Here is a 12197-nt window from a genome sequence, read left to right on the forward strand (position 1 = left end):
CATAGCCGGGGCGTGGACGCTACACGCTCTTGCCCCCGCCCCGATCCGATCCCGAACCCCGCGGCGATCGCGCCGCTGCTGCTCGCCTGGTACGATTCGCACCGCCGCGCGCTGCCGTGGCGCGCGCTGCCGGGCGAGATGGCGGACCCCTATCGCGTCTGGCTGTCGGAGGTGATGCTGCAGCAGACGACGGTCGCGGCGGTGCGGCCGCGGTTCGAGGCATGGACGGCGCGCTGGCCCGATTTCGCCAGCCTCGCGGCGGCGGACGAGGCCGAGGTGATGGCCGCCTGGGCGGGGCTCGGCTATTATGCGCGGGCGCGCAATCTCGTCGCGGCGGCGAAGGTCGTGGTGGCCGAGCATGGCGGCGCGTTTCCGCAGGACGAGGCGGTGTTGCGAACGCTGCCGGGCCTCGGCGCCTATACCGCGGCGGCGGTGGCGGCGATCGCCTTCGGCCGGCGCGCGGTGGTGGTCGATGCCAATGTCGAACGCGTGGTGGCGCGCCTGTTCGCGATTCGGGAGCCGTTGCCGGGTGCGCGGGCGGCGATTCGCGCGGCGGCGGACCGGGTGACGCCCGACGCGCGCGCGGGCGATTTCGCGCAGGCGATGATGGATCTGGGGTCCGGCATCTGCACGCCGAAGAAGCCGACGTGCCTGCTCTGTCCCCTTGACGAGGAATGCCGCGGCTATCGCGAGGGCGCGCCCGAACGCCTGCCGGTCAAGGCCGCGAAGAAGGCGAAGCCGCAGCGTCACGGCACGATCTTCTGGCTGCAGCGCGGGGAGGAGGTGCTGCTCGTGCGCCGGCCGGACAAGGGCCTGCTCGGCGGGATGCGGGCGCTGCCGACCGGGCCGTGGGGGGATGAGCCGCCCGGGCTGGCGGGCGCGCCGGTCGATGCCGCATGGGAAATGCGCAACGCCACCGTGTCGCACGGGTTCACGCATTTCGACATCGAACTGACGCTTGCCGTCGCCAGGGTGCAGGCGCATCACGCGGACGATGGCCTGTGGTGGCCGATCGCGGCGCTGGACCGCGCCGGGCTGCCGACGCTGTTCGCCAAGGCCGCGGCGGCGGTGACGAGGAGGGATGGATGAAGCGACTGTACGGGATCGTCGGGCTGGGCCTCGCGGGGCTGATCGCCGCGGCCGCGGTGAACGGGCAAGCGATGCGGTCGCCCTATCCGGGGGCGGGCGATGATGTTGCCGTCTCCCCGCTGCCGACGACGCAGGCGCTGTTCGACGGCTATGTCCGCGACGGCAAGATGCCGGGCATCGTCGCCGCCTTCGGCGTCGGCGATCGCCCGACGATGTTCGTGTCCGCCGGCCGGCTCGCCACCGATCCCGCCGCGGCGCCGGCGACGCCCGACAGCCTGTGGCGCGTCTATTCGATGACCAAGCCGGTCACCGCGATGGCGGCGATGATCCTGATCGAGGAGGGGAAGATCGGCCTCGACGATCCGGTGTCGAAATACATCCCCGCCTTCGGCTCGATGAAGGTCGCGACCAGCCCCGCGACCAGCCTCGCCAGCGTGCCGGCGAAGACGCCGATCACGATCCGCATGCTGCTCACCCACACCTCCGGCATTACGTACAACATCATTGCCCAGGGCGCGCTCCTAAAAGAATATGAACGGCTCGGCATCCTGCCGGCGGCGGTCAGCGCGTCGATCGAGCCGATGATGCGCCGCACTCGTCCGGCGACGCTGGCGGAATTCGCCGACCGCGTCGCGCAGGCGCCGCTGATCGCGCAGCCGGGGACGGCGTGGAATTACTCGGTCGGCCTCGATGTGATGGGCCGGGTGATCGAGGTGGCGTCGGGCCAGCCGTTCGACGCCTTCGTCAACACCCGCATCTTCGCGCCGCTGAAGATGACGTCGAGCTACTGGACCGTACCCAAGGCGCAGGCGGGGCGGCTGGCGACCAATTACGCCTGGACCGGCGAGGTGCTGGCGCCGCTCGATCCCGCCGCGACCTCGGTCTACCTCCAGCCGCCGAGCTTTCCCTATGGCGGCGCGGGGCTGGTGATGTCGGCGCGCGATTACGACCGGTTCCTGCACATGCTCGCCGACGGGGGGACGCTGGACGGGGTGCGGATCATGAAGCCCGAGACGGTGCGTCTCGCCATGTCGAACCTGCTGCCCGCCGGCGTCACCTTCGGCGGGGTTGGCGGCGCGACCGGCGGGGCCGCCGCCGGTGCGACGCCGATGGGCTATGGCGCGGGTGGATCGGTCTACCTCGCCGACGGGCCGGGCGGCAGCCCGTCGAAGGGGACCTATGGCTGGGGCGGTGCGGCCGGCACCGTCGCCTTCGTCGATCCGGTGAAGAGGGTGCGCGGCACGATCATGGTCAATTACTTCCCCGCGGACCGTTGGCCCGTGCGGCAGGAGGCGGTGCGCGCGCTCGTCGCCGATCTGTCGCGGTTCGCACGATGAGCCCCGGTTTCACCGGCGGCCTGCTCGACCGCGCCGACGCGCTGCGTCACGATCCCGCCGGCCTGTCCGCGAAGCTCGACTGGCGGGCGCGACTGCTCAAACTCGACGGGCTGATGCCGCAGGTTGAGGACGGGCGGCTGGCGTGGACCAGCCTCGCCGACCTGCCGCAGGAGGCGGAGGTGATCCTGCTCGGGCTCGACGCGCAGGATCGCGCGCATGTCGCCGCGCTGCTGCCCGCCAGCGGCGAGGGGACGACGCCCGCGATGCGCTCGCCGGCGCTGATGACGATGCTGGCGGCTCTGGAGCCGGGCGAGGCGGCGACCTATGCCGCGGCGCGCAGCCTGCTCGACTGGCATGCACGGCATCGCTTCTGCGCGCGCTGCGGTTCGACCACGCACCTGTTCCGCGCCGGCTGGGGGCGGCAGTGCGACGCCTGCTACACCGAACATTTCCCGCGCGTCGACCCTGTCGTCATCATGATCGCGGAGCATGACGGGCGGGCCTTGCTCGGTCGCGGCAAGGGCTGGCCCGCGGGGCGCTATTCCGCGCTCGCCGGCTTCGTCGAACCGGGCGAATCGGTCGAGGAGGCGGTGGCGCGCGAGATCCACGAGGAGGCAGGCGTGCGGGTGCGCGACGTCCGCTACGTGGCGAGCCAGCCGTGGCCGTTCCCGTCGTCACTGATGATCGCCTGCATGGGCGTAGCGGAGGACGATGCGATCACGCTCGACACCACCGAGCTGGAGGATGCGATGTGGGTGCCGCGTGCGATGGTGCGCGCGGTGTTGGCGGGCGAGCCGGGGCCGTTCGTCCCGCCGCCGGCCTATGCGATCGCGCATACGCTGTTGACCGAGTGGGCGTCGCGGGGGTGAACCGACCCTAACGCATCGCCGCGAGCAGCTCGTCGAGCGGCGCGACCGCGAAGGTCGTCATGTCGTCGGCGAGCGCATAGGGCAGCAGCAGCGTGCGGCCGCGGACCAGCCCGCCACAGGTATAGGCGACGTTGGGGACATAGCCGTCCCATGTCTCGCCATTGGGCTGGATCAGCGGTTCGGCGAGCCGCTTCAGCACCTTGGTCGGATCGTCGCGGTCGAGCAGGACGGCGCCGATGCAATAGCTGCGGACGATGCCGACGCCATGGGTGATGACCAGCCAGCCCTCGTCGATCTCGATCGGGGAGCCGCAATTGCCGATCTGCACGAATTCCCACGGATATTCGGGCGTCATGATCTTGACCGGGTCGTTCCATTCCAGCGGCGTGTCGCTTTTGCCGAACCACAGGTTCTCGTTGTCGTGGCGGAACAGCGCGGCGAACTGGCCGTCGATCTTGCGCGGAAACAGCGCCATGCCCTTGCCGATCGACACGGGGCCGCCGACCGGATGCATGTGGAACAGGCGGAAATCCTCGGTCTGCAACACCTCCTGCCGCGCGCTCTCGTTGCCGACGGCGGTATAGGTGCCGATATAGGTCTCGCGACCGTCGTCCTCGCGGAACCGGACGAGGCGCAGGTCCTCGATGCCGCGGCTCTGGCTTTCGATGACCGGGAACAGCACGGTTTCCGACGGTTCGCGCGCGTCGCGACAATTGAGCTGGATGAGTGCCTTGGCGCCGATCTGGCGGACCAATTCGGGGTCGGGCTGTTCGATCAGCGGGGGGACGCCCTGATGGCTGGGTTCGTCGATGACGAGGTCATTGTCGTCCGGACCCCAGGTGCCGGTGCGGAAGGTGACCGAGGACAGATGCCCCTCGCCGATCCCGCGCAGCGACAGGACGAAGCGGATGCTGCCTTCGGGACAATCGCCCTGATCGGGATGGGGGACGATGCTGGGGTTGAACAGCGCCGCCGCCTCGAACGAATATTCGGCGCTGAAATAGCCGCCGATCAGCATCTTGCGCTTCTCGGACAGGGTCGTGTCGAGCTTCAGCTCGGCCGCGACCTCGTCGAAGCGGCGCATCAGTAGCGCCGGTACTTCTCGATGGCGGGCGCCGAGCCCGTCTAGGATGATCTCGACCAAAGCCTCGACCTCGTCGTCGGGCATGGCCAGCGTGCGGGCGACGATCCGGTCGCCGCGCGGCTGGCCCTCGACGCGAAAGGGATCGGGATCGCCGGGCAGGAACGGGCGGATCACCGTGCGTTTGGGATCGGGATAGAGCGTCGGTTCGAGATGGCGGACGAAGGAAGCGGCCACATTACCCTCCGGGAACGCAGGCCGGAATGCGCATGCGTGCGGGATCAGACGCGCGAAACCCCGGGTAGGTCCGTGGCGGTGGCGGTTTCGTGTCAGGAAGTGTTGCCGACCGCGTCGCTGCGCATCCGGCCGTGGCGCAGCAGGCGCTGGTGGACCGCGATCCGGGCCGCGCCGCGCCGGTCGCCGACCGCATCGGCGATGGCGAGCCAGGCCATCGCCTCGCCGACGCGGACCGCGGGTTCGGCGGCGATGCGCGGCAGTTCGGTGGCGAAGGGGGCGAAATAGGCGGGCTCGCCCTGCCATGCGACCAGCCGTGCCTGCGCGTCGTCGCGCGACCAGCCGTCGAGGTGGATGCCGAGATCGACCAGCGCGCGCGCGACGCGGAAGATCAGCCAGTGGAGGTGACCGAGCATCGCATGCGGATCGGCGAAGGCGCCGTCGCGCGCGGCCAGCGCCTCGGCATGGATGCCCCAGCCCTCGACGAAGCTCGCGGCATAGGCGATGCGCAGCGGGTGCGGCGGCACGATCCCCTCCAGCCCGAGCTGGATCATATGGCCGGGCAGCAGCTCGTGCGCGACGACGCTCGGCAGCGTCCAGGCGGGACGGCGGCGCAGCTGTTTGAGGTCGACGATATAGACGCCCTGCTGCGTCGGGGTCGGGGCGATGCGATAGCCGTTGCGGTCGGCGGCGATTTCCTCCGCGGACAGCGTGCGGACGACGGTGTCGGTGCACCAGTCCGGGACGGCGCCGACCTTCGCCGCCACCCGCGTGCGGGCGTCGGCGAGCGAGCCGGTCATCGCCGCGACCGCGGCGGCGGGGTCGGCGTAGAGGAAGCGGTCGTCCTGCCACAGGCGGGTATAGCGTTCGCCGATGCTGCCGGTGGTGAGGCCGATCGTGGCGAATGCCGCGGCGGCGCGGGCGTGGAGGCCGGCAAGCTCGCGAGTCAGGCGGGCGCGGGCGGCCTGCGGGGTGACCGGGCCGAGCGGGCGGGCGAGCAGCAGCGCGTAATGCGCGGGCGCGATCGGCCCGGTGACGGGGCGGTATCCGCCCTGGCTGCCGCGGGTGCCGGGCAATGCGGCGAGCTGCGCGTCGATCGCGAGGCCGGCGCGGGCGGTCGTCAGGTCCAGTCGCTGCGCCATCGCCAGCGCGCGCGGGTCGAAGCCGGCGAGGCGGGCGAGCGCCTCCGCCGGCGGCAGCTGCGCGGCGGCGTCGAGCGCGGCGGGCAGGGCGGGATCGGGCCGGGCCGTCGTGGCAAGGTCGCGCGTGCAGGCGGCGGTGACGGTCGCGCCCAATCCGGCCAGTATCGCGCGGCGATGCGGACGGGGGAACGGCGGTGGCGTCACCGTGCCGCCACCGGCACCGCATTGTTGAGCAGCGTCACCTCCGGCGTATCGCCGGTCAGTGCCACGCGCGCGGTCAGTCCGGCGACGCCCCCCGGCGCCGACAAGCGCACCTGCGCCGTTCGCGGCCGGAGGTCGTTCGGCGCGTCCAGCGGCGGGATCGCGGCCGAGGCGACGACGCGACCGTCCTCCGCGACCAGCGTCGCGGTGCCCGCGCCCGACGGCACCGAACCGAGGCCGTGGACGGTCAGCGTCACGCTGCGGCCCTTTACCGCGACGTCGTCGCTGCCGATGCCGATGTCCGGCCGTGTCTCGACCGGCGTGGTCGGCTGGACCAATGTCGCCTCGATCACCGTCGTCGTGTGCGGCGCGAAGGTCACCGTGGTTCCGGCGCTACGTTCCAGCGGCACCGTCACCGGGGCACCGGCCGGGACCAGCGTCCTGCCGCCGTCGCTGCTGGTGCTGGTCCGCACCTGCCATTGCCCCGCGGTGACGTTCCACGTCGACATCCTTGCCTGCTGCGCCGCGTCGCCGGTGTTGTAGGCGATCACCCGGAAGGCGTCGCGCGTCGCGCCGGGGACGAGGATCGCGACCCGTTCCGCCGCGCCCGGCGTCGCGAAGCGCCAACTGACGATGTTGCCCGGCCACGTCTGGTTGCGGCGCAATGCGATGCCGCCGAGCCGTTCGCGTTGCAGGATGTCGGTCGGCTGGTCGACCCGGTCGGACCACCAATGGCCCTCCGTATACATATAGTGATGCTGCGCCTTGTCCTGCCATGCGTCGGCATGCAGGCCGGCGAGGATCGCGGTGTCGCCGGTCGTCGTCCAGGCGGCGTAGCGGGCGAACGGGTCGTTGCTCGCCGCCTTCGCGACCTTCGCACGCAGCGCCGCGCCGCCGGGCATCAGGTCGAAGGCGTTCTCGTTGAATTCGCCAAGGCCGCTGCCCGACTTGCCGACCCGCGCCATGATCGGGCGCAGATATTTGTCGTCGCCGGTGAAGCGCCATGCGGCCCAGGCGCCCTGCAACGGCGTCGAGACGCCGCCGCCGTCGCCGACGCGCGTCGCATCGGTCTGCCAGTTGATCTCGTTCGGATAGCTCCAGCTGCCGTCGGCGCCCTGCGTGCCGTGCGCCATCCAGCCGTCGATCACGCCGGTGACGAGACCGCGCGCGGCCGGGCTGGCGTTGTAGAGGCCGAGCAGCATCGGACCGTGGAGCACGGTGAAGCTGTACGGTTTCTGCCACGCGAACGCGCCCTCGCGGTACATCTTGCGGCCGCCGTACCAGTTGGTGGCGAAATGCATGTGGCCGGCGGGATTTTTGAGGATGACGCCCTGCAGCGCGCGCGTCGTCTCCATGATCCGCTCGACCGCCTTCGGCTCGCCCCAGTTGAGGTAGAGCCGCTGAGCGTCGGAGTTCAGCCCTTCCTCATAGGCGTGCAGTTCGTCGGTGGTGATATAGCCGAGGCCGCCCACCCGCATGCCGTTGGCGAAGACGGCGTCGGACACCGCGCGCAGCGAGGCGTTCACCTTGTCCGGTTCGACCCCCATCAGCGCGAGGCCGGGCCATTGCTGAGTGAGGTCGGTGTCGTCGGACAGGCCGCCGCCGAAGTCGCCGTAGGGCACCTGGCGATGGTCGATCCACCATGTCACGAAATCGCGGGTGATCTTCAGGTCGTCGAGTTGCCGCGCCGCCCAGGCGGGCACGCCGGCGGCGACCGGCGGCAGCGCGACCGCCGGCATATTCTCCGGCCGGTAGTTGATGTCCGCCCAATAGGCGCGGCCCTGCACATGGTCGGGATCGACGCGCAACAGGTCGGAGATGTCGGCGAAGACGCGCCGGTACAACCCCTCGCGCTTCGACGCGGTATGTTCCTCGACGAGGAACCCCCAATTGTCGCGGACCTGGTTGAAGCGGTCGGCGACATGCTCCGCCTTCGCCGCGTCGCGCGGCTTGAAGACGAGGCGGATCTTCGCGCCGTTGAGGCTGTCCGCGTCGAAGTCCGCCGCGCCCGATGCGACCGTCAGGAACAGGCCGTCGTGGGACAGGATGCGATCGCGCAGGTCGAGCCACAATGTCCGCGCCTCGCCCGCGCGGACCGACACCGACAGGTCGATCATCGCCCGCGCCGGCCAGATCGGATCGGCGATGCGGATGTTGAGCGGGATGATCGTGCCCGCCTTGCCCTTCAGCGCGGGCAGGTCGATCGCGATGCCGTCCAGCCCGTCGTACATATTCTGCCAGCCGTAATCCCACGCCCGCGCCAGCGGCCGGTCGGGATAGGCGTCGCCGAAGCTCGCCGGGATCAGGACGTGGACGATCGGCTTGCCCGGCGCGCGCCGGATCGCGGCGGTGCCGCCCGCCGCCCCCGCGCCGACCGCGACGCGCATGCCCGACGACGGCATCGCCAGCACGGTCGCGCGCTCGTCGGCGGGATAACGGCCGGCGATATAGGCGTTGAGCGGGTCGAGGCTGGCGAGGCGGGGCGAGGCGGCGGCGTCGACCGTGTAGCTCAGCTTGAAGCTGCCCGCCGGTTCGGGCGCGGCGCCGACGTCATAGGCCCACAGCTCCTGAATCGGCTGTTCCTGCATGACATTGACGAAGCTCAGCACGCCGCCGGTGCGGGGGGCGAGCGCTTCGACGCTGCGCACCACGCCCTTCGCGCGGGTAGCGACCGCGGCGTCGTTCCACCGCAGCGTGCCATAGGCCGCGCCGCGGATCTCGACGCGGTTGACGCGCTGGCCGGCGGGGATGGTCAGGTCGTAGCGCTTGCCGCCCTCGACATAGACGTTCCAGTCGGGCAGCTCGAAATAATCGTCGCGACCGGGCAGCTTCGACCGGTTGTAGACGCCGGGCCAGGTCGTCTCGGCGATGCCGTCGACGCCCTTGTACATCCATTGCTTGAGATCCTTGGCATCGGCGAATTCGATGCGGCGGACGCTGGTGACGGGGTCGGTCAGCACCGGCGGCGCGCCCTTGTCCCAGCCGTAGCGGTGCAGCCACGCGCTGCGCTGCGCGGCGGCGGTATCGGCGGGGGCGAGCGTGGGTTCGCGCTTGGCCGCGAGCGTGGCGACATCGGCGGCGGCGAGCATCCGGTCGTAGACGCGGATCTCGTCCAGATCGCTGCCGCGCATGAAATTGTAGCGGCTCTGCACCTGATGCGGGCTGATGACGCGGCCCGCCATGCCGAACTGGTCGAGCCCGGAATCGAGATCGGCGGTCTGCGCCAGCCGCGCGACCTCCCTGCCGTCGACGAACAGTCGGACGCCGACCGTCTCGTCCCAGGCGAAGGCGATATGCTCCCATTGTTCGGGCGTGGGCTGCGTCGGCATCCGCCACGACACGCGCAGCCGCGACAAATTGGCGTCGGTGACGAAGGCGTCGAAGCCGTGGCCGTTCCAGTCGATGCGCAGGAACGCCATGTCCCAGCTGCTGTGGTCGGCGAAACCGGCGCGGAAGATCACGAACGGCGCGTCGGTGACGGCATCGCGCGCGCGCCAGAAGAAGGCGAGCGTGCCGCGCTGCGCCAGCATGTTGCCCGGCGCAGACCAGGCCACATAGCCCTCGTCCGCCCAGCGCGCCGCGCCGCCGATCGCGCCGTCCGGCGTGACGGTGACGGCGCTGCGGAAGTTGGGAACGGGATCGCCGCCCGCCTTGTCCGCGGTGAGGTCCTTGTCCGCCGATACGCGGAAGAGCAGGCCGTCCTGCGCGGTCGCGGGGGTGGCGAGCAGCGCCGTGGCGATGGCGAGCAGCGAGGTGGGTTTCATGCGGCCTCTCCAGGGCAACTCACCCTCACCCCGCGCCGCCTTCGGCATCTATCCCTCTCCCGTCGGGAGAGGGAGGGAGGCGCGCAGCGCCGGAAGGGTGAGGGTGATGTACGTGCTAGGGTCGATCGACATTCAGCCCTGACGGCCTGCAAACGGCGGTTTCGTGCGCTTCCGGTGCTCACGTACCGAAAGTACGCTGCGCTCCGGGTCACGCGAAACCACCGTTTTCGGCACGTCATCATCTGAATGTCGATCGACCCTAGGCGGCGTCCACCCGTGCCAGCCGGGGGCTGAGCAGGTGGATGACGATCACCGCGATCAGATAGGTCGATCCGGCGACCGCGAAGATCGGCGTGTAGCTGTGCGTGGTTTCGAGGATGTAGCCGGTGAACTTCGACATTAGCATGCCGCCGATCGCGCCCACGGTGCCGCCGATGCCGATTACCGACCCCACCGCCCCGCGCGGGAACATGTCCGACGGCAGCGTGTAGAGATTGGCCGAAAAGGCCTGATGCGCGGCGGTGGCGAGGCCGACGATCGCGACCGCGGTCCATACGCTGCTGGCATATTGCGCGAAGAAGATCGGCATCACCAGGATCGCGCAGACCAGCATCGTGATCTTGCGCGCGGCATTGGCGGTGAACCCGCGCTTCATCAGCCGCGACGACGACCAGCCGCCGGCGACCGAGCCGATGTCGGAGATCAGGTAGATCGCGACCAGCGGCGGGCCGAAGCTCTTGAGATCGAGATTGTAGGTCTTGGCGAGGAAATCGGGCGTCCAAAACAGGAACAGCCACCAGACCGGATCGATCAGGAACTTGCCGAGCGCGAACGCCCAGGTTTCCTTGTAGCGGATCAGCCGGCCCCAGGAGATCGGCTCGACCGGATCGGCGGGGTCGCTCTCGATATAGGCGAGCTCGTCGGCGCTGACCTTGGTGCTCTCGCGCGGGCGGCGATACAGCGCGATCCACGCGACCAGCCAGCCGAGGCTGGCGATGCCGGTGATGATGAACGCCATCCGCCAGCCGAGGCCGAGGTCGATGACGATCCACGGCACCACCAGCGGCGTGACGATCGCGCCGATATTGGCGCCGGCGTTGAACACGCCCGTCGCCAGCGCGCGCTCCTTGGCGGGGAACCATTCGGTCACCGCCTTGATCCCGGCGGGGAAGTTGCCGCTCTCGCCGATGCCGAGCACGACGCGGGCGAGGCTGAACTGGAAGGCGGTGTTAACGAAGCCGCACAGGATGTGGCCCGCGGTCCAGATGACGAAGGCGACCGAATAGCCGATCCGCGCGCCGACCACGTCGACGATCTTGCCGAAGCTGAGATAGCCGACCGCATAGGCGGCCTGGAACCAGAAGATCACGTCGGCATAGGTGGTTTCCGACCAGCCCAGCTCGGCGGAGATCGTCGGCTTGAGCACGCCGATCATCTGCCGGTCGACATAGTTGATCGCGGTCGCGGCGAACAGCAGCGCGCAGATCACCCAGCGATAGCGGCCCACAGTCGTCGCAGCGGCAGCGACCTGCGCCTCCCGCTGGTCCCTGAGGGTCCGTTCGTTCGTCCCCATCGTCTCTCTCTGGGCCATCATCTCTCTCCGGGAAATCAGCCTCTTAGCGGGCGTTGATCGTGCAGCCGACGGTGTAGCGACCATCGAAGGTGGCGGTGACGCTATCACCGACGGCGACGGGGTGCACGCCCGTCACCGCGCCGCTGGAAATCCACTGTCCGGGCTTCAGCGCGATGCCGCGTGCCGCCATATGTTCGAACAGGAAGCGGGCAGCGCCGATCGGGCCGTCCAGCATCGTCGCGGCGGTCGCCGCCCCGATCCGGGTGCCGTTGATGTCGAGCGTGATCGGCCATTGGTTGAGATCGGTGTCGCGCCAGTCGGGGATCGCATCGCCGATCACCAGCCCGTTGTTGTTGCCGAAATCGGAGATGGTCACCGTCGGCCCGTGCGTGTTGATGCCGGGGAAGGGCGAACTCGCGATCTCGATCCCGACATGGACGGCGTCGATCAGCGCGCGCGCCTCGTCCATCGTGTAGCTGGTCTGGGCAGGATCGGGCGCGGTGCCGATGCGGATCAGGAATTCCGCCTCGGCTGCGCCGAAGCCGTCGGCGAAGATCGGCATCGGCAGGTCGCCGTCGGTCGCATCGAACACGGTGTCGGCAAAGATCGGGCCGCTCAGCCGGTCGATGCCGTCGATCGCGGGGTTGATGCGGCCGACCTTCCAGCCGACGACCTCGCCCGTCGCCAGCGCCAGCGCGGCGTCCTGCACGCGATAGGCGGTGGCGAGGTCGGCGGGAATGGCACCCGGATAGTCGGGCAGGGCGTGGCCGTCGCGGCGCGCGGCGACGAAGGCGCGCGCGATGGCGTGGACGGACGCGGGGTCGATCTGTGTGTCGGTTTGTGGCATCGGATCGGGCTGGCGCCCCCCTCTCTCGCTAGTCTTTGATCGTTGGTCGAATGGGTATGG

The 12197-nt window shown here is 70.0% G+C and carries 8 protein-coding genes; 3 read left to right on the forward strand and 5 right to left on the reverse strand.

Features of this window, described 5'->3' with window-relative positions:
* Positions 1-12 precede the first annotated feature (12 nt).
* From B2515_RS00440 to nudC, 3 genes are read left to right on the forward strand one after another with little or no spacing between them, the layout of a single operon-like run.
* A complete protein-coding gene (locus B2515_RS00440) occupies positions 13-1089 on the forward strand; it encodes an A/G-specific adenine glycosylase (RefSeq protein WP_414711345.1) in 1077 nt (358 codons plus the stop codon).
* Positions 1086-2426, forward strand: a complete 1341-nt coding sequence (locus B2515_RS00445; RefSeq protein WP_293872609.1) for a serine hydrolase domain-containing protein — start codon at positions 1086-1088, stop codon at positions 2424-2426. The genes B2515_RS00440 and B2515_RS00445 overlap by 4 nt, the downstream gene beginning before the upstream one ends.
* On the forward strand, positions 2423-3295 hold the full coding sequence (gene nudC, locus B2515_RS00450; RefSeq protein ID WP_293872610.1) for an NAD(+) diphosphatase: 873 nt from the start codon (positions 2423-2425) through the stop codon (positions 3293-3295). The genes B2515_RS00445 and nudC overlap by 4 nt, the downstream gene beginning before the upstream one ends.
* A gap of 7 nt (positions 3296-3302) precedes the next feature.
* Here the strand turns inward: nudC and B2515_RS00455 are convergent, their stop codons facing one another.
* The 5 genes from B2515_RS00455 to B2515_RS00475 form a co-directional block, all read right to left on the reverse strand.
* Positions 3303-4613: a glycoside hydrolase family 130 protein gene (locus tag B2515_RS00455; RefSeq protein ID WP_293872611.1), complete on the reverse strand. Its 1311-nt coding sequence runs from the start codon at positions 4611-4613 to the stop codon at positions 3303-3305.
* A 92-nt stretch (positions 4614-4705) separates the two neighbouring features.
* Positions 4706-5956 (reverse strand): DUF885 family protein, encoded by a 1251-nt coding sequence (locus B2515_RS00460; protein WP_293872612.1) that lies wholly within the window; start codon positions 5954-5956, stop codon positions 4706-4708.
* A complete protein-coding gene (locus tag B2515_RS00465) occupies positions 5953-9717 on the reverse strand; it encodes a LamG-like jellyroll fold domain-containing protein (protein ID WP_293872613.1) in 3765 nt (1254 codons plus the stop codon). Before B2515_RS00465 ends, B2515_RS00460 begins: the two co-directional genes overlap by 4 nt.
* Before the next feature lie 259 nt (positions 9718-9976).
* Complete coding sequence (locus tag B2515_RS00470) at positions 9977-11290, reverse strand: MFS transporter (protein ID WP_414711346.1); 1314 nt, start codon at positions 11288-11290, stop codon at positions 9977-9979.
* 43 nt (positions 11291-11333) lie between these two features.
* Positions 11334-12137: a 2-keto-4-pentenoate hydratase gene (locus tag B2515_RS00475; protein ID WP_293872615.1), complete on the reverse strand. Its 804-nt coding sequence runs from the start codon at positions 12135-12137 to the stop codon at positions 11334-11336.
* Between the last annotated feature and the right edge of the window lie 60 nt (positions 12138-12197).

The sequence above is a fragment of the Sphingomonas sp. UBA978 genome (assembly GCF_002292295.1).
GTDB lineage: Bacteria > Pseudomonadota > Alphaproteobacteria > Sphingomonadales > Sphingomonadaceae > Sphingomonas.

What these genes read in the sequence shown, in the direction of transcription:
- B2515_RS00445 (WP_293872609.1), top strand. Translation starts at nt 1,086, where the DNA reads ATGAAGCGACTGTACGGGATCGTCGGGCTGGGCCTCGCGGGGCTGATC.
- nudC (WP_293872610.1), top strand. Translation starts at nt 2,423, where the DNA reads ATGAGCCCCGGTTTCACCGGCGGCCTGCTCGACCGCGCCGACGCGCTG.
- B2515_RS00465 (WP_293872613.1), bottom strand. Translation starts at nt 9,717, where the DNA reads ATGAAACCCACCTCGCTGCTCGCCATCGCCACGGCGCTGCTCGCCACC.
- B2515_RS00470 (WP_414711346.1), bottom strand. Translation starts at nt 11,290, where the DNA reads ATGGGGACGAACGAACGGACCCTCAGGGACCAGCGGGAGGCGCAGGTC.
- B2515_RS00475 (WP_293872615.1), bottom strand. Translation starts at nt 12,137, where the DNA reads ATGCCACAAACCGACACACAGATCGACCCCGCGTCCGTCCACGCCATC.